20 protein-coding genes and 1 other RNA gene are annotated in these 18,366 nt (G+C 67.5%); 12 read left to right on the top strand and 9 right to left on the bottom strand.

Going from position 1 to position 18,366, the window contains the following annotated elements:
• The first annotated feature begins 9 nt into the window (after positions 1-9).
• The 9 genes from APZ15_RS07045 to APZ15_RS07005 all read left to right on the top strand — a co-directional run bounded on the left by APZ15_RS07045 (position 10) and on the right by APZ15_RS07005 (position 9,109).
• Positions 10-1,197, top strand: coding sequence for a UbiH/UbiF/VisC/COQ6 family ubiquinone biosynthesis hydroxylase (locus tag APZ15_RS07045; protein ID WP_027788359.1), 1,188 nt, complete (start codon positions 10-12; stop codon positions 1,195-1,197).
• A 124-nt stretch (positions 1,198-1,321) separates the two neighbouring features.
• Positions 1,322-2,389, top strand: a complete 1,068-nt coding sequence (gene dusB / locus APZ15_RS07040; RefSeq protein ID WP_027788360.1) for a tRNA dihydrouridine synthase DusB — start codon at positions 1,322-1,324, stop codon at positions 2,387-2,389.
• Positions 2,386-2,619 (top strand): Fis family transcriptional regulator, encoded by a 234-nt coding sequence (locus APZ15_RS07035; protein ID WP_006476892.1) that lies wholly within the window; start codon positions 2,386-2,388, stop codon positions 2,617-2,619. Before dusB ends, APZ15_RS07035 begins: the two co-directional genes overlap by 4 nt.
• Positions 2,620-2,663: 44 nt before the next feature.
• Positions 2,664-4,229: a bifunctional phosphoribosylaminoimidazolecarboxamide formyltransferase/IMP cyclohydrolase gene (purH, locus tag APZ15_RS07030; RefSeq protein ID WP_021162493.1), complete on the top strand. Its 1,566-nt coding sequence runs from the start codon at positions 2,664-2,666 to the stop codon at positions 4,227-4,229.
• Positions 4,230-4,383: 154 nt separating this feature from the next.
• Complete coding sequence (ruvC, locus tag APZ15_RS07025) at positions 4,384-4,926, top strand: crossover junction endodeoxyribonuclease RuvC (protein WP_027788361.1); 543 nt, start codon at positions 4,384-4,386, stop codon at positions 4,924-4,926.
• A 164-nt stretch (positions 4,927-5,090) separates the two neighbouring features.
• Positions 5,091-5,672, top strand: a complete 582-nt coding sequence (ruvA, locus tag APZ15_RS07020; protein ID WP_021162490.1) for a Holliday junction branch migration protein RuvA — start codon at positions 5,091-5,093, stop codon at positions 5,670-5,672.
• Positions 5,673-5,780: 108 nt separating this feature from the next.
• Positions 5,781-6,851 (top strand): Holliday junction branch migration DNA helicase RuvB, encoded by a 1,071-nt coding sequence (gene ruvB / locus APZ15_RS07015; protein ID WP_021162489.1) that lies wholly within the window; start codon positions 5,781-5,783, stop codon positions 6,849-6,851.
• 24 nt (positions 6,852-6,875) lie between these two features.
• Positions 6,876-7,829, top strand: a complete 954-nt coding sequence (locus APZ15_RS07010; protein ID WP_027788362.1) for an oxygenase MpaB family protein — start codon at positions 6,876-6,878, stop codon at positions 7,827-7,829.
• Positions 7,830-7,981: 152 nt separating this feature from the next.
• Positions 7,982-9,109 carry a ParB/Srx family N-terminal domain-containing protein gene (locus tag APZ15_RS07005; RefSeq protein ID WP_027788363.1) on the top strand — a complete coding sequence of 376 codons (1,128 nt, stop codon included), beginning with the start codon at positions 7,982-7,984 and terminating at the stop codon, positions 9,107-9,109.
• Positions 9,110-9,169: 60 nt separating this feature from the next.
• Here APZ15_RS07005 and APZ15_RS07000 read toward each other — a convergent pair whose 3' ends face one another.
• Genes APZ15_RS07000 through tyrS form a run of 3 tightly spaced genes read right to left on the bottom strand, consistent with a single transcriptional unit; the run spans position 9,170 to position 11,552 of the window.
• Positions 9,170-9,832 carry a histidine phosphatase family protein gene (locus tag APZ15_RS07000; protein WP_027788364.1) on the bottom strand — a complete coding sequence of 221 codons (663 nt, stop codon included), beginning with the start codon at positions 9,830-9,832 and terminating at the stop codon, positions 9,170-9,172.
• A 23-nt stretch (positions 9,833-9,855) separates the two neighbouring features.
• Positions 9,856-10,314, bottom strand: a complete 459-nt coding sequence (gene dtd / locus APZ15_RS06995) for a D-aminoacyl-tRNA deacylase (RefSeq protein ID WP_011350959.1) — start codon at positions 10,312-10,314, stop codon at positions 9,856-9,858.
• Positions 10,311-11,552 (bottom strand): tyrosine--tRNA ligase, encoded by a 1,242-nt coding sequence (gene tyrS, locus APZ15_RS06990; protein ID WP_021163702.1) that lies wholly within the window; start codon positions 11,550-11,552, stop codon positions 10,311-10,313. The genes dtd and tyrS overlap by 4 nt, the downstream gene beginning before the upstream one ends.
• Before the next feature lie 142 nt (positions 11,553-11,694).
• Here tyrS and APZ15_RS06985 point away from each other — a divergent pair, with 142 nt between their 5' ends.
• Complete coding sequence (locus APZ15_RS06985) at positions 11,695-12,843, top strand: anhydro-N-acetylmuramic acid kinase (protein ID WP_027788365.1); 1,149 nt, start codon at positions 11,695-11,697, stop codon at positions 12,841-12,843.
• Between the two features lie 106 nt (positions 12,844-12,949).
• On the opposite strand, the gene erpA is transcribed toward APZ15_RS06985, so the two are convergent.
• The 3 genes from erpA to rplM all read right to left on the bottom strand — a co-directional run bounded on the left by erpA (position 12,950) and on the right by rplM (position 14,371).
• Entirely contained in the window at positions 12,950-13,321 is a 372-nt protein-coding gene (erpA, locus tag APZ15_RS06980) for an iron-sulfur cluster insertion protein ErpA (RefSeq protein WP_006751888.1), read from the bottom strand.
• Between the two features lie 218 nt (positions 13,322-13,539).
• Positions 13,540-13,932 carry a 30S ribosomal protein S9 gene (gene rpsI, locus APZ15_RS06975; RefSeq protein ID WP_011883283.1) on the bottom strand — a complete coding sequence of 131 codons (393 nt, stop codon included), beginning with the start codon at positions 13,930-13,932 and terminating at the stop codon, positions 13,540-13,542.
• 10 nt (positions 13,933-13,942) lie between these two features.
• Entirely contained in the window at positions 13,943-14,371 is a 429-nt protein-coding gene (gene rplM, locus APZ15_RS06970) for a 50S ribosomal protein L13 (RefSeq protein ID WP_009687896.1), read from the bottom strand.
• A 311-nt stretch (positions 14,372-14,682) separates the two neighbouring features.
• On the opposite strand from rplM, the gene APZ15_RS06965 reads away from it, so the two are divergent.
• Together APZ15_RS06965 and APZ15_RS06960 are read left to right on the top strand one after the other, a co-directional pair.
• Positions 14,683-14,988, top strand: a complete 306-nt coding sequence (locus APZ15_RS06965; RefSeq protein WP_027788366.1) for a DUF1090 family protein — start codon at positions 14,683-14,685, stop codon at positions 14,986-14,988.
• A gap of 410 nt (positions 14,989-15,398) precedes the next feature.
• Complete coding sequence (locus tag APZ15_RS06960) at positions 15,399-15,863, top strand: OsmC family protein (RefSeq protein ID WP_027788367.1); 465 nt, start codon at positions 15,399-15,401, stop codon at positions 15,861-15,863.
• A gap of 70 nt (positions 15,864-15,933) precedes the next feature.
• On the opposite strand, the gene rnpB is transcribed toward APZ15_RS06960, so the two are convergent.
• The 3 genes from rnpB to pyrC all read right to left on the bottom strand — a co-directional run bounded on the left by rnpB (position 15,934) and on the right by pyrC (position 18,309).
• Positions 15,934-16,345, bottom strand: an RNA gene (gene rnpB, locus APZ15_RS17500) — RNase P RNA component class A.
• Between the two features lie 12 nt (positions 16,346-16,357).
• Complete coding sequence (locus APZ15_RS06955) at positions 16,358-17,248, bottom strand: DUF3025 domain-containing protein (protein WP_027788368.1); 891 nt, start codon at positions 17,246-17,248, stop codon at positions 16,358-16,360.
• Positions 17,245-18,309 carry a dihydroorotase gene (gene pyrC / locus APZ15_RS06950; RefSeq protein ID WP_027788369.1) on the bottom strand — a complete coding sequence of 355 codons (1,065 nt, stop codon included), beginning with the start codon at positions 18,307-18,309 and terminating at the stop codon, positions 17,245-17,247. The genes APZ15_RS06955 and pyrC overlap by 4 nt, the downstream gene beginning before the upstream one ends.
• Positions 18,310-18,366 lie beyond the last annotated feature (57 nt).

Genomic DNA, 18,366 nt, shown 5'->3' with positions numbered 1-18,366 from the left:
CGAATCAAGATGACGACCGCCTCCTCCCCGGCCACGCCGGACTACGACCTCGCCATCGTCGGCGCGGGCCCCGTCGGGCTCGCGCTCGCCGGCTGGCTCGCGCGCCGCAGCGCCACGCAGCACGCATCGATCGCGCTGATCGATGCGCGTGAACCGGCCGCGAGCGCAAACGATCCGCGCGCGATCGCCGTGTCGCACGGCAGCCGCGTGCTGCTCGACACGCTCGCGTGGCCCGCCGACGCGACGCCGATCGAACACATCCACGTATCGCAGCGCGGCCATTTCGGCCGCACGCTGATCGACCGCGACGAACACGACCTCGCCGCGCTCGGTTATGTCGTGCGCTTCGGCTCGCTCGTGCAGGCGCTCGCCGGCGCCGTGCGCGGCACCCGCGTCGACTGGCTCACGTCGACCACCGCGCGCGAGCCGCAGCAGGATGCCGACGGCGTCACGCTGACGCTCGATGGCCCGCAAGGCGAGCGCACGCTGCGCGCACGCATCGTCATCAATGCCGAAGGCGGGCTGTTCCACGAACAGCGGGCCGATACCGGCAAGCATCGCCGCGACTACGGCCAGACCGCGATCGTCGGCACGGTCACGGTATCGGCGCCGCGCCCGAACGTCGCGTGGGAACGCTTCACGCACGAAGGCCCGCTCGCGCTGCTGCCGCTTGGCGGCCCGCGCCAGGCCGAGTATTCGCTCGTGTGGTGCTGCACGCCCGACGAAGCGGCGCGCCGCGCCGCGCTGCCCGACGACGCATTCCTGCGCGAGCTCGGCAGCGCGTTCGGCGAGCGCATGGGCGACTTCGTCGCGATCGCGGGCCGCGCGTCTTTCCCGCTCGGCCTGAACGCCGCGCAGACGCTCGTCAACGGCCGCGTCGCGATCGTCGGCAATGCCGCGCAAACCCTGCACCCCGTCGCGGGCCAGGGGCTCAACCTCGGGCTGCGCGATGCGCATACGCTCGTCGACACACTGTCCACGCAAGGCTTCGAAGCGACCGCGCTCGCCACCTTCAACGCGCGCCGCGCACTCGACCGGCGCTTCACGATCGGCGCGACCGACACGCTGGCACGCCTGTTCACGATCGACTCGGGCCCGCTCCCGCTGCTGCGCGGTGCCGCGCTCACCGCACTCGAGTTCGTGCCGCCGCTCAAGAAGGTGATCGCGCGCCAGATGATGTTCGGCCAGCGCAACTGACGCGCGGCGCGCACAGTCGCGCCACTCAAACCGGGTCAAATCGGCGGGGCATGGGAATACGGTAAAATGCGCGTTTCCGTCTGCCCTTTTCATGCCCGCGCCCGCCGCGGGCGGTGCCATTGCGATGCCCGTTATCGGCTCTCACGTATTGCGTAACAACCTGTTCGTCGCCCCGATGGCCGGCGTGACGGATCGTCCGTTCCGCCAGCTCTGCAAGCGGATGGGGGCCGGTTACGCCGTGTCCGAGATGGTCGCGTCCAACGCGCAGCTGTGGAAAAGCGCGAAGACGATGCGGCGCGCGAACCACGAAGGCGAGGTGGAGCCGATCGCGGTCCAGATCGCGGGCGCCGATCCGGCGATGATGGCCGAAGCGGCCCGCTACAACGTCGACAACGGCGCGCAGATCATCGACATCAACATGGGCTGCCCGGCGAAAAAGGTCTGCAACGTCGCGGCCGGCTCCGCGCTGCTGCAGAACGAGCCGCTCGTGCAGCGCATCGTCGAGGCGGTGGTCGCGGCGGTCGGCACGGGGCCCGATGCGGTGCCCGTCACGCTGAAGATCCGCACGGGCTGGGATCGCGAGCACAAGAACGCGATCACGGTCGCGCGCCTGGCCGAAGCCGCCGGCATTTCGATGCTCACCGTGCACGGCCGCACGCGCGCCGACCTGTACCGCGGCGACGCCGAATACGACACCATCGCGGCCGTGAAGGCGGCGGTGCGGATTCCGGTGGTCGCGAACGGCGACATCACGTCGCCCGCGAAGGCGAAGGCCGTGCTCGACGCGACCGGCGCCGATGCCCTGATGATCGGTCGCGCTGCGCAAGGTCGGCCATGGTTGTTCCGCGAAATCGATCATTTCCTGCAAACCGGCGAGCTGCTGCTCCCGCCGCGGATCGACGAGATTCAGCACGTGATGAACGAACACCTGGAAGACCACTACGCCTTCTATGGTGAATTCACGGGAGTCCGTACTGCGCGCAAGCACATCGGCTGGTACACTCGCGGCCTTTCCGGTGCCAACGGGTTCCGGCACAGGATGAACACGCTCGATTCCACCCGCGAGCAACTCGCCGCCGTCAATGCATTCTTCGAGGCGCAAAAGGCGCTGTCGGACCACCTCGTCTACGTCGACGACGAAGAGGAAAACGGCCAGGGCGAGTCGGACGACCATAACCAGTTAGCAGCATGAGCAAGCACAACATCGAACAATGTGTCCGCGAGAGCCTGGACGTGTATTTCCGGGATCTAGACGGCTCCAATCCGCACGACGTCTATGAAATGGTGATGTCCTGCGTCGAAAAGCCGATGCTCGAGGTCGTGCTCGTACAGGCAGGCGGCAACCAGTCGCTCGCCGCGGAGTACCTCGGCATCAATCGCAATACGCTGCGCAAGAAGCTGCAGCAGCACGGCCTGCTGTAGGCGGCCGTCCCGTCCCCGTTTCCCTGGCTATTGGTGGTTCCATCATGATCAAGCAAGCGCTCATTTCCGTTTCCGACAAGACCGGCATTGTCGACTTCGCGAAGTCGCTGTCCGACCTCGGCGTCAAGCTGCTGTCGACGGGCGGCACCGCGAAACTCCTCGCCGACGCCGGCCTGCCCGTGACCGAAGTGGCCGATTACACGGGCTTCCCGGAGATGCTCGATGGGCGCGTGAAGACGCTCCACCCGAAGGTGCACGGCGGCATCCTCGCCCGCCGCGACCTGCCCGAGCACATGCAGGCGCTGGAGCAGCACGGCATCCCGACGATCGACCTGCTCGTCGTGAACCTGTATCCGTTCGTCGCGACGATCGCGAAGGACGACTGCACGCTCGCCGACGCGATCGAGAACATCGACATCGGCGGCCCGACGATGCTGCGCTCGGCCGCGAAGAACCATCGCGACGTGACGGTCGTCGTCGATCCGGCCGACTACGCGGTCGTGCTCGATGAAATGAAGGCGAACGGCAATGCGGTGGGCTACGCGACCAACTTCCGCCTCGCGACGAAGGTGTTCGCGCACACCGCGCAATATGACGGCGCGATCACGAACTACCTGACGAGCCTGACCGACGAGCTGAAGCACGCCTCGCGCAGCACGTACCCGGCCACGCTGAACCTGGCGTTCGACAAGGTGCAGGACCTGCGCTACGGCGAGAACCCGCACCAGAGCGCGGCGTTCTACCGCGACCTCGCGACGCCGGCCGGCGCGCTGGCGAACTACCGCCAGCTGCAAGGCAAGGAACTGTCGTACAACAACATCGCGGATTCCGACGCGGCGTGGGAATGCGTGAAGACGTTCGACGCACCGGCCTGCGTGATCATCAAGCATGCGAACCCGTGCGGCGTTGCAGTTGGCAACGATTCGGCCGACGCGTACGCGAAGGCGTTCCAGACAGATCCGACGTCGGCCTTCGGCGGCATCATCGCGTTCAACCGCGAAGTCGACGAAGCGGCTGCCCAGGCCGTCGCGAAGCAGTTCGTCGAAGTGCTGATCGCCCCGTCGTTCTCCGACGCCGCGAAGCAGGTGTTCGCCGCGAAGCAGAACGTGCGCCTGCTCGAGATCGCGCTGGGCGACGGCCACAACGCATTCGACCTGAAGCGCGTGGGCGGCGGCCTGCTCGTGCAGTCGCTCGATTCGAAGAACGTGCAGCCGAGCGAGCTGCGCGTCGTCACGAAGCGCCAGCCGACCGCGAAGGAAATGGACGACCTGCTGTTCGCGTGGCGCGTCGCGAAGTACGTGAAGTCGAACGCGATCGTGTTCTGCGGCAACGGCATGACGCTCGGCGTCGGCGCCGGCCAGATGAGCCGCGTCGATTCCGCGCGCATCGCAAGCATCAAGGCGCAGAACGCGGGCCTGACGCTGGCCGGTTCGGCCGTCGCGTCGGATGCGTTCTTCCCGTTCCGCGACGGCCTCGACGTCGTCGTGGCGGCCGGCGCGACCTGCGTGATCCAGCCGGGCGGCTCGATGCGCGACGACGAAGTGATCGCCGCAGCCGACGAGCACGGCATCGCGATGATCCTGACGGGCGTGCGTCACTTCCGTCACTGATCGCGGCATGCGGCCCGCGCGGCCGCTGCACGACAACCCGGCGGCATTGCACCCGCCGGGTTTTTTATTGCGTTGCGCCGGCGCACGCGAACGTGCGGCCGGCGCCGCACACCATTCGTTGTAGTATCGCTGCATCACGCCATTCTCCTCACTCATGCGAATTCTCGGCATCGACCCCGGCCTGCGCGTCACCGGTTTCGGCATCATCGACGTCAGCGGCCACCGGCTCGCCTATGTCGCGAGCGGCGTGATCCGCACGCCGACCGCCGACCTGGCCACCCGGCTCGGCACGATCTTCCAGGGCGTCTCGACCATCGTGCGCGAGCACGCACCCGATCAGGCCGCGATCGAAAAGGTGTTCGTCAACGTGAACCCGCAGTCGACGCTGCTGCTCGGCCAGGCGCGCGGCGCCGCGATCTGCGGCCTCGTCGCGGGCGGCCTGCCCGTCGCCGAATACACGGCGCTGCAGCTCAAGCAGGCCGTGGTCGGCTACGGCCGCGCGACCAAGACGCAGATGCAGGAGATGGTCACGCGGCTGCTCAATCTCTCCGGACAGCCGGGCTCCGACGCGGCCGACGCGCTCGGCATGGCGATCTGCCACGCGCACGGCGGCGACACGCTCAACACGCTCGGCGGCCTCGCGCCGGCGCTCGCGAAGAAAGGGCTGCGCGTACGGCGCGGGCGGCTGGTCGGCTGACCTCGCGCGTGCCGGCGTGCGGTCCGCCGGATCGACCGTGTCGACCGTTTCGACCGCACGCGGCACACCCACGACACCCGTTGCCCCGGCCTGACGGCCGATCCCGTCGGCATTGCGCCGCACGTGCGCTACACTCGCGCTTTATTCCTCGCATCCCGCCCTCCATGATCGGTCGCATCGCCGGCATCCTGCTCGAAAAGAACCCGCCTCACCTGCTCGTCGACTGCAACGGCGTCGGCTACGAAATCGACGTGCCGATGAGCACCTTCTACAACCTGCCGCAAACGGGCGAGCGCGTCGTGCTGCTCACGCAGCAGATCGTCCGCGAGGACGCGCACCTGCTGTACGGCTTCCTGACGCCTCAAGAGCGCACGACCTTCCGCGAACTGCTGAAGATCACCGGCATCGGCGCGCGCATGGCGCTCGCCGTGCTGTCCGGCATGAGCGTGCAGGAACTCGCGCAGGCCGTGACGATGCAGGACGCCGCACGCCTCACGCGCCTGCCCGGCATCGGCAAGAAGACGGCCGAACGCCTGCTGCTCGAACTGAAGGGCAAGCTCGGCGCCGATCTCGGCGCGCTCGCCGGCGCCGCGTCGCCGTCCGACCACGCAACCGACATCCTCAACGCGCTGCTTGCGCTCGGCTATTCCGAAAAGGAAGGCCTGGCCGCGATCAAGAACGTGCCGGCCGGCACCGGTGTATCCGAAGGCATCAAGCTCGCACTGAAGGCGTTGTCGAAGGCGTAACGCGCGTTCAATCCGGCCGTCGAAACCAGTGTCGCGCGGCGCGGCATCGCGCGCCAGTCGGCCTTTCGGCCAGGTGGGCGGGAGTGCGGCGCGCGGTACAATGGCCGCATGATTGAAACCGACAAACTCGCCACCGAGCAGCGGATCATCGCCGCCACGCCCGCCTCGTCGCACGAGGAGGTGTTCGAACGTGCGCTGCGGCCGCGCCAGCTCGACGACTACGTCGGCCAGGAAAAGGTGCGCGGCCAGCTCGAGATCTTCATCGAAGCCGCCAAGCGCCGCTCCGAGCCGCTCGACCACGTGCTGCTGTTCGGGCCGCCGGGCCTCGGCAAGACGACGCTCGCGCACATCATCGCGCGGGAGATGGGCGTGAACCTGCGCCAGACGTCCGGCCCCGTGCTCGAGCGCGCGGGCGATCTCGCCGCGCTGCTGACGAACCTCGAGGCGAACGACGTGCTGTTCATCGACGAAATCCACCGGCTGTCGCCGGTCGTCGAGGAAATCCTGTATCCGGCACTCGAGGATTACCAGATCGACATCATGATCGGCGAAGGCCCGGCCGCGCGCAGCGTGAAGCTCGACCTGCAGCCGTTCACGCTGGTCGGCGCCACCACCCGCGCCGGGATGCTGACCAACCCGCTGCGCGACCGTTTCGGGATCGTCGCACGCCTCGAGTTCTACGACGCCGATCAACTGTCGCGCATCGTGCGGCGCTCGGCATCGCTGCTGAACGCGCAGATCGATCCGAACGGCGCGCTGGAAATCGCGAAGCGCTCGCGCGGCACGCCGCGGATTGCGAACCGGCTGCTGCGACGCGTGCGCGACTTCGCGGAAGTGAAGGCCGACGGCCAGATCACCGCGGCCGTCGCCGATGCCGCGCTCGCGATGCTCGACGTCGATCCGGTCGGCTTCGACCTGATGGACCGCAAGCTGCTCGAGGCGATCCTGTACAAGTTCGACGGCGGCCCGGTCGGTATCGACAACCTCGCGGCGGCGATCGGCGAAGAGCGCGACACGATCGAGGACGTACTCGAGCCCTACCTGATCCAGCAGGGCTTCCTGCAGCGCACGCCGCGCGGGCGCGTCGCGACGCTGCTCACGTATCGCCACTTCGGGCTTTCCGTGCCCGACGCCGGCCGCACCGAACGCGGCGAGTGGGATACCCCCGACGGGAAGTAACCCGTCGCCCGAGCCGCACCCGCCATGACGACGCCGCCCAGCCGCCACACCGCCGCACCCGCACCGGGCCCGCGCTGGGCCGAGCCGATCCGCAAGCGGCTCGTGGCCGGCGTCACGCACCTGACGGCGGGCGGCGGCGGCCCGTCGCTCGACCTCTCCTCTCCGCCCGGAGACCCGGGGCTGTTCGGCCCCGACGCCGTCTGCTGGCGCGTGCATGCCGACTTCACGTCGATGATGACAGGCGGCATCGCCGCACTGCTGCTGCAGGCGCTCCATCCGCTCGCCCTCGCGGGCGTCTGGGATCACTCGTCGTTTCGCACCGACATCCTGGGTCGCTTGCGGCGCACCGCCACGTTCATCACCGGTACGACCTTCGGCAGTCGCGCGGACGCACTCGCACTGATCGAGCGCGTGAAATCGATCCACGCGCACATATCGGGCACCGCACCGGACGGCCGGCCGTATCGCGCCGACGATCCGGCGTTGCTGACCTGGGTGCACGTCGCGGAAGTATCGAGTTTCCTCGCCGCGCATCTGCGCTACGTGAATCCGGCGCTGCCGGGCGAATTGCAGGATCGCTACTACGCCGAGACGGCACTGGTCGCCGAACTGCTCGGCGCACACGAGGTTCCCCGTTCGCGTGCCGAGGTGGCCGCGTATCTCGCACGCATGCAGCCCGAACTCGAGGCCGGGCCGCGTACGTTCGACGTGATGTCCATCCTGCTGAACGTGCCGGTCGCGAAGCCGGTGCTGCGGCCGGCCGCGTCACTGGTGATGCATGCCGGAATCGACCTGCTGCCGCCGTGGGCGCAGCGCATGCTCGGCGTGTCGACGTTCGCGCCGCTGCGGCGCGCGGTGGTCCGGCCCGGCATACGGGTCGTCGCGCCCGTGCTGCGCTGGGCGCTCGTGAACGGCGCGTCAAAGCGTGCGCGCCGCCGCGCGACGGCAGCACCGCCCGACGGCGCCTCGTCCACCTGACGATCCGCTGCTTCCCGTCATTTCAATTTGCTGTCAAATACCTGTGACAAGCTGACGGGCTTGCACCCGCGCACGGTCGCACGCGCCGTCCGTCCCGCCTGTCCGTGACCCGCACGGTGTTCCGCCAATCCGACCGACACCCGATACCCGCGATGCCACGCCTGCCGATCCGTTTCGCCCTCGCCGCCAGCCTGTCCGCCGTCCTCGCCCTCGGCGCCTGTGGAGGCGACGATGTCGCCGCCGTCGCGCGTTCGGACGCGCAAACGCCGTCCGGCGGCACCCCGACCGCGCCTGCCCCGGCGCCGCCCGCCACCGTCACGCCGCAACCGGGCAAGTGGAAGGCTGCCCGTGCGGGCGACCTGATCGACGTGACGCTCGGCGACCTCCATCCGACGCAGGGTGCAATCGGTTACGACCAGATCTACTACAAGCTCGGCCGCTACGAACTGCAGCCCGACAAGAAATTCGACGACTTCTGTGCGGACGAAGGCCTCGGCGGTGTCGCTTCGGCGGGCTACACGGCCAGGTCGGTGCTGCGCGATCCCGCCAGCTACGCGTGCAAGACGACCGACGCGAACGCCCGCGACCGGTCGGTGCTGAACCCGGTCGTGATCGGCCCGAACGGCGATGCGCTGTACCTGACCGACGGCCACCACGGCCTGTCGACCTACTACGAGACGCCCGACGGCGGCCCGGCGCTGCACGTGCACGTCGTCGTCAAGGACAACCTCAGCGACTACTCGGGCGACGCGTTCTGGCAGCAGATGCAGAGCCGCGGTTATCTGCGCCTCAAGAACGGTGAAGGCAAGCCGATCACGGCCGCCCAACTGCCGACCGGGCTCGGCCTGAAACTCGGGATGACGAACGACCGCTACCGCTCGCTCGTCTATTTCACGCGCGACATCGCCTACAGCAAGCCCCCACAAGCCACCGACTACCTCGAGTTCTACTGGGCCGACTGGCTGCGCGCGCAACCGGGCACGTTCTCGCTCGACGGCTACGACCTGACGCGCGCCGGCGCAACCGATCCCGATCCGGCAAAGGCCGACACGGGCTACCTGAACGCGGTCTGGAATGCGTCTGCGCGCATGGTCGCGGCCACGGACCCCGTGATCGACGGCAAGACGGGCGCCGACCTCGGGCGCGCGGACGCGATCAACGGCGGGAAGAAATACAACAAGGGGGAATTCGACAAGCTGCGCCAGCCGATCGCGGCGGACAAGCCCGGCAAGATCGCGTACGCGCTCGACTACAAGACCCGCCACGCGCTGCCGCAGTAAGCGGCGAGCGCCACGCAGGAAGGAAGCCCCGGCCGGCCATGGCGGACGGGGCCTGCCGGTTCAGAGCACCTTGCGGTACCCGTCGTCGTCGCTTGCGGCGTCGAGGTGCGAGACGTCGGCCCACTGCACGACCTGCGCGCGGCCATCCACGTAATCGACGACGTTGATGCTCGTGTTGAGCAGCTGATAATTGCGGGGCGCCGACAGTTCGATGCCGTTTGCAAACCGGTACACGCTGTCGAGCACGCCGCCGTGCGCGACACACGCGATCCGGCCGCCCGGGTGCGCGGCCACGATCGGCTCGAGCGCGTGCAGCACGCGGTGATAGAACTCGCGCTGCGACTCGCCGCCTTCCGGCGCGAAACCCGGATCGCGCGTCTGCCACGCCGCGTATGCGTCCGGAAACAACGCCTCGATCTCGGTACTGTCGTGCCCCTGGAATGCGCCGTACGAGCGTTCCCGCAGCCCCTCCCGCAGCAGCAGCGGCAACCCGAGCGCATCGGCGAAGGGCTGCGCGGTCTGTTGCGCGCGCATCAGGTCGCTCGAATAAACCGCGTCGATCCGTGCACCGTCACGCGCGTCGCGTGCGAGCCGCGCGGCCAGCTTTTGGGCCTGCGCGAGCCCCGTGTCGGCCAGCGGGATGTCGATATGACCCTGGATGCGCTTGATGCGGTTCCAGGCCGTCTCGCCATGGCGGATGAAAAGAATCTGCGTGGTGGCCATCGCGGGGCGTCTCCGGCAAAGAATCAGGGCCGCACTTGCAGCCAGAATGTCACGGGGCCGTCGTTGACGAGCGACACCTGCATGTCGGCGCCGAACTCGCCCGTCTCGACGACCGGATGGCGCGCACGCGCGGCCGCGACGAAATAGTCGAAGAGCCGCGCGCCTTCGTCGGGCGGCGCGGCCGGCGTGAAGCTCGGACGCAGCCCGCTGTTGGTATCGGCCGCCAGCGTGAACTGCGACACGAGCAGCAGGCCGCCTGCGCGGCCCTCGCCGTCGATATTCGACACCGGCAGGTTCATCTTGCCGGCGGCATCGCTGAACACGCGGTAGCCGAGCATTTTCGCGAGCAGCTTGTCGGCCGCTGCATCGGTGTCGCCGCGCTCCGCGCAGACGAGCGCGAGCAGGCCCGCGCCGATCTCGCCCGTCGTGCGGTCGCCGACGCGCACGTCGGCGCGCTTCACGCGCTGGATCAGCGCGATCATGCGGTCAGCGTGACGCGCGCGAAGCGGCGCTTGCCGACCTGAACGACGAACTCGCCGGCTTCGACCTTCAGGCCCTTGTCCGACACGGTCGCGCCGTCGATCTTCACGCCGCCCTGCTCGATATTGCGCAGCGCTTCGCTCGTCGACGGCACGAGGCCCGCCTGCTTCAGCAGCTGGCCGATCGCGAGCGGTGCGCCCGCGAGCGTGACCGACGGGATGTCGTCCGGCACGCCGCCCTTCGCGCGGTGGTTGAAGTCCTCGAGCGCACGTTCGGCGTCGGCCTGCGAGTGGAACCGCGCGACGATTTCCTGCGCGAGCAGCACCTTGAAGTCGCGCGGGTTGCGGCCGCCTTCGGCCTCGCGCTTGAAGCCGGCGATCTCGTCGAGGCCGCGGAACGACAGCAGTTCGAAGTAACGCCACATCAGCGTGTCCGAGATGCTCATCAGCTTGCCGAACATGTCGGTCGGCTTCTCGCTGATGCCGACGTAGTTGCCCTTCGACTTCGACATCTTCTCGACGCCGTCGAGGCCTTCGAGCAGCGGCATCGTGAGAATGCACTGCTGTTCCTGGCCGTACTGCTTCTGCAGCTCGCGGCCGACCAGCAGGTTGAACTTCTGGTCGGTGCCGCCCAGCTCGAGATCGGCGTTCAGCGCGACCGAATCGTAGCCTTGCATCAGCGGGTACAGGAATTCGTGGATCGAGATCGGCACGCCGCCCTGGAAGCGCTTCGTGAAATCCTCGCGTTCGAGGATCCGCGCAACCGTGTAGCGCGATGCGAGCTTGATCATCCCGTCCGCGCCGAGCGGCATCGACCATTCGCTGTTGTAGCGGATCTCGGTCTTCGCGCGATCGAGCACGAGCGCGGCCTGCTCGAAATAGGTCTTCGCGTTCGACTCGATCTGCTCGCGCGTGAGCGGCGGGCGCGTCGCGTTGCGGCCCGACGGATCGCCGATCAGCGACGTGAAATCGCCGATCAGGAAGATCACCGTGTGGCCGAGGTCCTGCAGCTGACGCATCTTGTTCAGCACGACGGTGTGGCCGATGTGGATGTCGGGTGCGGTCGGGTCGAGGCCGAGCTTGATGCGAAGCGGCGTGCCCGTGGCCGCGCTGCGCGCGAGCTTCTGCGCGAACTCTTCCTCGATCAGCAGTTCGTCGACGCCGCGCTTCGTGACGGCGAGCGCATGCCGGACTTCGTCGGTGATCGGGAAAACAGGCTTGGAACTGGGTTCGGTGCTCATCGGTGCCAGGAAGAATGTCGCAAAAACAGGGATTTTCCCATAACTTGCGCGCCCATCGCTTAACGGCGCGCCGCGTTGCGCGGATAATCGGGCGCAAGGCGCGCGGCACCGGCCCGCGCCGCACGATCCAGGAGAACCCAACGTGCCGCAACGACAGCCGCAAAACGCCCATCCGGCCGACGGCATCTACTTCGGGCTGATGTCGGGAACCAGCATGGATGGCGTCGATGGCGTCGCCGTGCGTTTCGAGGCCGGCAAGGCGCCGGTCGTGCTCACGGAAGCGTTCGTCGGCTTCGCGCAATCGCTGCGCGACGTGCTGTTCGCGCTGCAGCAGCCCGGCGACGACGAGATCGACCGCGAATCGCTCGCCGCGAACGCGCTGGTCGCGCGCTATGCGGTGTGCTGCCACGAATTGCAGCGCACGGCCGGGCTGTCGCGCGACGAGATCCGCGCGATCGGCGTGCACGGCCAGACCGTGCGCCATCGCCCCGAGCGCGGTTATACGCGGCAGATCAACAACCCGGCACTGCTCGCCGAGCTGGCCCAGGTCGACGTGATCGCCGATTTCCGCAGCCGCGACGTCGCGGCAGGCGGCCACGGGGCACCGCTCGCGCCGGCCTTCCATGCAACGGTGTTCGGCGCAGCGGGCGAGACGCGCGTCGTTTGCAATCTCGGCGGGATCAGCAACATCACGATCCTGCCCGGCGAAGGCGGCGACGTGCGCGGTTTCGACTGCGGCCCCGCGAATGCGCTGCTCGACGAATGGGCGACCCGCCATCTCGGCAAGCCGTACGACGACGGCGGCAAGTTCGCGGCGCGCGGCACCGTCCATGCAGCGCTGCTCGACGCGCTGCTCGACGAGCCCTATTTCGCCGCACCGCCGCCGAAAAGCACCGGGCGCGACCTGTTCAATCCCGCCTGGCTCGACGCGAAGCTCACCACGTTCTCACACGTCGCGCCGCAGGACGTGCAGGCCACCCTCACCGCGCTCACTGCCGTTTCGGTCGCGCGCGAGATCGCACAGCATGCAGCGGGCTGCAAGGCCGTGTTCGTATGCGGCGGCGGCGCACGCAATCCGGTGCTGCTCGATGCGCTCCGGCACGCGCTGCGCGAGGCCGGCGTGCCGGCCACGGTCGATACGACGGCGGCACTCGGCGTGCCGCCTCAGCAGGTCGAGGCACTCGCGTTCGCGTGGCTCGCGTACCGTTTCACCGCGCGCCAGCCCGGCAATCTCGCGACGGTCACCGGTGCGGCCGGCAACCGCGTGCTCGGCGCGCTCTATCCGCGCTGACGCGACGCCGGCCGCGCGGCGAGCGCCGCATGGAAAACGGGCACAAAAAACGGGGCATGATGCCCCGTTTTTCATTCCGGCGAACCGGCGTGGATCTGTCGTGCGCTCAGACCGAGAACGACGAGCCGCACCCGCAGGTGGTGGTCGCGTTCGGGTTCTTGATCACGAACTGGGCGCCGTTGAGGTCGTCCTTGTAGTCGATCTCGGCGCCGACCAGGTACTGGTAGCTCATCGAGTCGATCAGGAGCTGGACGCCGTTCTTGTTCATCACGGTGTCGTCCTCGTTGACTTCCTCGTCGAACGTGAAGCCGTACTGGAAGCCGGAGCAGCCACCGCCCTGCACGAACACGCGCAGCTTCAGGTCGGGATTGCCCTCTTCGTCGATCAGTTGCTTGACCTTGTCGGCTGCGGCGTCGGTGAAGACGAACGGAACCGGCATTTCGGCCGTCGTTGCTGCGGATTCGGTAACAGCGTTCATTGCGAACTCTCCAAAAAGCTTTAGCCGCTATTGTAGGGCCGATCAGAAGATCGTGCTGAAGTCCATGAAATCAATAGGTTCTTGTCGATTTCATCAAACACGCATGCGCAGGCCGCGGCAGCACGCGCCTGGAAACGGGCATAAAAAAACCGCCAGCGCAAAAGCTGGCGGTTTTTCCGGCGGACGCCGCCCGGAAGCGGCGCGGCCATGAAGCGGAATTAACGCTTCGAGAACTGCTTGGCGCGGCGTGCCTTGCGCAGACCGACCTTCTTACGCTCGACTTCACGTGCATCGCGCGTGACGAAGCCTGCGTTCGACAGCGACGGCTTCAGCGTCGCATCGTAGTCGATCAGTGCACGGGTGATGCCGTGGCGCACTGCACCTGCCTGACCCGTTTCGCCGCCGCCGTTCACGTTCACCTTGATGTCGAACGTCTGGCCGTGGTTCGTGAGTTCCAGCGGTTGACGCACGATCATCAGCGACGTTTCGCGCGAGAAGTAGTCAGCGATGGGCTTGCCGTTGACGATGATGTCGCCCTTGCCAGCCTTGATGAAGACACGTGCGACTGCGCTCTTGCGGCGGCCCGTACCGTAGTTCCAGTTACCGATCATGTGGGTCCCCTTAGATCTCGAGCGCCTTCGGCTGTTGAGCCGAGTGCGGATGCGTCGCTTCTGCGTAGACCTTCAGCTTCTTGATCATCGCGTAACCGAGCGGGCCCTTCGGCAGCATGCCCTTGACCGCCTTCTCGAGCGCGCGGCCCGGGAAGCGTTCCTGCATCTTGCCGAACGTCGTTTCATAGATACCGCCCGGGTAGCCCGAGTGACGGTAGTACTTCTTGTCCAGAGTCTTGTTGCCCGTGACCTTCAACTTGCTCGCGTTGATGATGATGATGAAATCACCAGTGTCGACGTGCGGGGTGAACTCAGGCTTGTGCTTGCCGCGCAGACGGCGTGCCACTTCGCTGGCAACACGGCCGAGAACCTTATCCGTCGCGTCAATCACGTACCATTCGCGCGTCACCTCATGGGCTTTTGCGGAAAACGTCTTCATGATCGATCCAAAAAAATTGCTTTGCCCGATGTGTTCTTCCTGCTTGTCTGTGTGCGCTTCGAGGCGCGGTGCAGGCTCTCCCTGTTCTTTTTCCGTGGGCATGAATGCGGAAAAGCCCTGAATTATAAAGGAAATACCGCAACGCGGTCAAAGGGAATCCGCTCCCCGTGTCCACAGCGGCCGAAATGGGCCAAAATCCGGTCGTGCCCCGACAAGCCAGGCGAACCGAGCGCCCGGGGAGGCACCCATCGACACGCGGCACATGACCTTGCCGCGCCAGACCGGCCGAACACGGAAAACAACAAACAAGCATGATGAATCAACGACTTACACCCTTCCTCGCGGCCGTGATGCTGGCCGCCGCAGCACCTGCCGTCGCCGCCCGCGCCGACTGCGAAGCCAAGCTCGAAGCCCTCGATACACGCCTTGCCGAAGCCCGTGCCGCGCATGCCGAGGATCGCGTCGCCCGCCTGCGCGCGGTGCGCGAACGCGTCCGCCACTTCTGCGCACGCGGGCACGGCCATGCATCGGCCGTCCATGCGCCGGCGCCCGATGCGCGCCCGCGCGGCACGCCGCCCGACGCGACCTCGCAACCTGCCGCAAGGCAACCCGCGTAACCCTGTCGGTGCGCGCAAACCGCGCGCCGATGTTTGCATGGGACGAAAAAAAGCCCGAACGGCTGGTTCGGGCTTAATCCACCATAGGAGGAGGGTGGAGGAGACATTCGGAGGTTGCCGCAGCGCGACAACCAATGAGGCTCATTATACGAACGCGTCGTCGACTCCACAAGAAAATTTGCATTGCGAAATCAAACGCCACAATATGAAATTTAATGCGGCGCGTTTGAATCACGACTTTTCTCTTTGAAATCAATGGCCTGATTCCGGAAAGCACGATCAGGAGCCGCCCTCGTCTAGAGCAAAACCCCTAAGTCCCGAGGGGAATTGGCTGTCCGGGGCGCCGCTCGCGCGGTGCCCGCGTTGCGCGTCGTGCACCGCATCAGCCGGTCGTTGCGCCGCGGGCTACAATGCCGGATCGAATCCGAATCAGGCAACGCTGGAGTGCAAGCATGGAATGCAAAGTAAGCTGGATGGGTCAGGACGGCATGGCGTTTTCCGCCGAGACCGGCAGCGGCCACCTCGTCGCGATGGACGGCGCGCCCGAAGGCGGCGGTCACAACCTCGCGCCGCGCCCGATGGAGATGGTGCTGCTCGGCACCGGCGGCTGCACGGCCTATGACGTCGTGCTGATTCTGAAGAAGAGCCGCCAGGAAGTCAGCGGCTGCTCGGTCACACTGAAGGCCGAACGCGCGAGCGAAGACCCGAAGGTGTTCACGAAAGTGCACTTCCACTTCACCGTCACCGGCCGCAACCTGAACCCGGCCACGGTCGAACGCGCGATCAACCTGTCGCACGACAAGTATTGCTCCGCGTCGATCATGATCGCGAAGACGGCCGAACTCACGCATTCGTTCGACATCGTCGCCGGCTGACCGCACGGCGAGCACACATGAAAAAAGGGCCGGCGCTCCATTGGGAGACGCCGGCCCTTTCGCATTCGAACGGCAAAGCAGGCCGATAAGCCGGATTCTGTGCACGCTGCGCGCCGAAGCACGCAACGCGTGGCAGCCATTCCTCTAGGCGCGCCATTGCTGACGCGCTCAAGCTTCCTACCCGCAGACGAGACGGGGGCCCCGTCCTGCATCCGAAGACGCGCGCCTGCCTACTTGGAATTGCTCCGGGTGGAGGTTACCGTGCCGGCGAACGTCGCCGTCGCCGCGGTGCGCTCTTACCGCACCGTTTCACCCTTACCTGATCCCGGCTTGCGCCGGGCCATCGGCGGTTTGCTTTCTGTTGCCCTGTTCCGCGTGTCGCCACGGATGGCCGTTAGCCATCACCCTGCCCTGTGGAGTCCGGACTTTCCTCGCCCCCGCGCGCCCGAAGGCGGCGAGGCCGCGACTGCCTGGCCTGCTTTGCGACGCGCATTCTAGCACTGCGCGCCGCCGCCGGCAGCGCGCGAGCGGCGGCCGCTGCGAAATACGGCCGGATCGTCGTAGAACGCGGGCTCGACATTCGCATCGCACCAGCCCGGCACGCCGAGCACCGGAAGCGGCGCGAAATCGCGGCTCGTCAGCGCGCGCGTCGCGAGTTCCGCGGCGACACGGGCGTCGACATGCGCAATGCGTTGCGTGTCGGGCCACGAAAAATAGTCGGCGCCCACTTCGACGATCCACGTGTGCGCGGTGCAGGATTTGTAAGGCGCGACGAGTTTCTCGAGCAGCGCATGGCCGACCAGCCGCGCCTCGCAGCGCGTGCCCCACGCATCGCGCGCGGCGACCAGCAGCCGCGGCCAGTCGAACCCGCGCAGCGCGTCGGCGAGCGCACGGTCGGCCGTCACGAACAACGCGGCGTTCTCGTCGAACAGCGTGAGCGCGTCGCGCAACGTGCCGCGCACGGGGCCGACCCCGCCCGCCGCGTCGATCGCCGCGGCCTGGCGCGCGTTCAGTGCGGCCTTGACGCGCGGATACGCGAACCAGACGAGCGCGTTGAAGAAGTCGTGCAGATTGTGGCGGGTCGGGACACCGCCCGTCTCCGCGATATGGGTCTCGTACGCGACGCCGGGCGGCAATGCTGCCTGCGGCACGAACCGCAGCGGCCGGCCACGGCCGCTGGTGCGCGGGCCGTCGGGCCCGGTATCGCCCAGGGTGCCGTTCAGCGCGTCGAGCAGCGCGGCCTCGCCCGCCCTCGCGGCCGCCTGTACAACGCGGCCGGGGCCCGCGTACGGCGCGAGCCACGGCACGGACCAGTCGATCCGCGCAAAATCCGCCGCCCCGCTACCGGCCGCCTGGCCAGGTTCGCGCGGCGGCGCGAAGGTCACGCCAGTTTCCAGCCGATCGTCTCGCCGCCGCGCAGCGGCACGACGGGCGTATCGCCCGCGAAGATCTCGCGCGGCAACTCCCACGCCTCGCGACGCAGCGTGACCGTCTCGGCGCTGCGCGGCAGCCCGTAGAAATCGGCGCCGAAGAAGCTCGCGAAACCTTCCAGCTTGTCGAGCGCACCGGCGTGGTCGAACGCTTCCGCATACAGTTCGAGCGCATGCAGCGCCGTATAGCAACCCGCGCAGCCGCACGCGGTTTCCTTCGCGTCGCGCGCATGCGGCGCGCTGTCGGTTCCGAGGAAGAAGCGCGGGTTGCCCGACGTCGCGGCCTCGACCAGCGCGACGCGATGCGTCTCGCGCTTCAGCACCGGCAGGCAGTAGTAATGCGGGCGAATCCCGCCGACGAACAGCGCATTGCGGTTGTACAGCAGGTGATGCGCGGTGATCGTCGCGCCGAGCAGGCCGGGCGCCGCATCGGCGTCGCGCACGTAGTCGGCCGCGTCCTTCGTCGTGATGTGTTCGAACACGACCTTCAGGCCCGGGAAATCGCGGCGCAGCGGCGTCATCACGCGGTCGATGAAGACCTTCTCGCGGTCGAACAGGTCGATCGATGCGTCGGTCACCTCGCCGTGCACGAGCAGCGGCATGCCGGTTTCCTGCATCGCCTCGAGCGTCTTCGCGCATTTCGCGAGATCGGTGACACCGTGGTCGGAATTCGTCGTCGCACCGGCCGGATACAGCTTCACGCCGTGCACGAAGCCGCTTTCGCGCGCGCGGCGGATCTCGTCGGGCGGCGTGTTGTCGGTCAGGTACAGCGTCATCAGCGGTTCGAACGTCATCCCGGCCGGCAGCGCGGCGAGGATGCGCTCGCGATAGGCCTGCGCCTGCGCGGTGGTCGTCACCGGCGGCTTCAGGTTCGGCATGACGATCGCGCGGCCGAACTGGCGCGCGGTGTGCGGCAGCACGGCGGCCAGCATGTCGCCGTCTCGCAGGTGCAGGTGCCAGTCGTCGGGACGGGCGAGCGAGAGCGTCGCCGGGGAGGAAGCGTTCGAGGCAGTCATAGGAGGCGTCGTGAGGAACGTGCTTGCCGTTGGCGGGGCCGGAACACGCGTGCGCGG

Origin of the sequence: Burkholderia cepacia ATCC 25416, assembly GCF_001411495.1 — a bacterium.
GTDB classification, from domain to species: Bacteria; Pseudomonadota; Gammaproteobacteria; order Burkholderiales; family Burkholderiaceae; genus Burkholderia; species Burkholderia cepacia.
The sequence above is the reverse complement of the archived record's forward strand: the minus strand, read 5'-3'. Positions and strand labels throughout refer to the sequence as shown.

Excerpts from the sequence above, each read along its gene's own strand:
- APZ15_RS07045 (WP_027788359.1), top strand. The coding sequence starts at position 10 with ATGACGACCGCCTCCTCCCCGGCCACGCCGGACTACGACCTCGCCATC.
- dusB (WP_027788360.1), top strand. The coding sequence starts at position 1,322 with ATGCCCGTTATCGGCTCTCACGTATTGCGTAACAACCTGTTCGTCGCC.
- APZ15_RS07035 (WP_006476892.1), top strand. The coding sequence starts at position 2,386 with ATGAGCAAGCACAACATCGAACAATGTGTCCGCGAGAGCCTGGACGTG.
- purH (WP_021162493.1), top strand. The coding sequence starts at position 2,664 with ATGATCAAGCAAGCGCTCATTTCCGTTTCCGACAAGACCGGCATTGTC.
- ruvC (WP_027788361.1), top strand. The coding sequence starts at position 4,384 with ATGCGAATTCTCGGCATCGACCCCGGCCTGCGCGTCACCGGTTTCGGC.
- ruvA (WP_021162490.1), top strand. The coding sequence starts at position 5,091 with ATGATCGGTCGCATCGCCGGCATCCTGCTCGAAAAGAACCCGCCTCAC.
- ruvB (WP_021162489.1), top strand. The coding sequence starts at position 5,781 with ATGATTGAAACCGACAAACTCGCCACCGAGCAGCGGATCATCGCCGCC.
- APZ15_RS07010 (WP_027788362.1), top strand. The coding sequence starts at position 6,876 with ATGACGACGCCGCCCAGCCGCCACACCGCCGCACCCGCACCGGGCCCG.
- APZ15_RS07005 (WP_027788363.1), top strand. The coding sequence starts at position 7,982 with ATGCCACGCCTGCCGATCCGTTTCGCCCTCGCCGCCAGCCTGTCCGCC.
- APZ15_RS07000 (WP_027788364.1), bottom strand. The coding sequence starts at position 9,832 with ATGGCCACCACGCAGATTCTTTTCATCCGCCATGGCGAGACGGCCTGG.
- dtd (WP_011350959.1), bottom strand. The coding sequence starts at position 10,314 with ATGATCGCGCTGATCCAGCGCGTGAAGCGCGCCGACGTGCGCGTCGGC.
- tyrS (WP_021163702.1), bottom strand. The coding sequence starts at position 11,552 with ATGAGCACCGAACCCAGTTCCAAGCCTGTTTTCCCGATCACCGACGAA.
- erpA (WP_006751888.1), bottom strand. The coding sequence starts at position 13,321 with ATGAACGCTGTTACCGAATCCGCAGCAACGACGGCCGAAATGCCGGTT.
- rpsI (WP_011883283.1), bottom strand. The coding sequence starts at position 13,932 with ATGATCGGTAACTGGAACTACGGTACGGGCCGCCGCAAGAGCGCAGTC.
- rplM (WP_009687896.1), bottom strand. The coding sequence starts at position 14,371 with ATGAAGACGTTTTCCGCAAAAGCCCATGAGGTGACGCGCGAATGGTAC.
- APZ15_RS06965 (WP_027788366.1), top strand. The coding sequence starts at position 14,683 with ATGATGAATCAACGACTTACACCCTTCCTCGCGGCCGTGATGCTGGCC.
- APZ15_RS06960 (WP_027788367.1), top strand. The coding sequence starts at position 15,399 with ATGCCGGATCGAATCCGAATCAGGCAACGCTGGAGTGCAAGCATGGAA.
- pyrC (WP_027788369.1), bottom strand. The coding sequence starts at position 18,309 with ATGACTGCCTCGAACGCTTCCTCCCCGGCGACGCTCTCGCTCGCCCGT.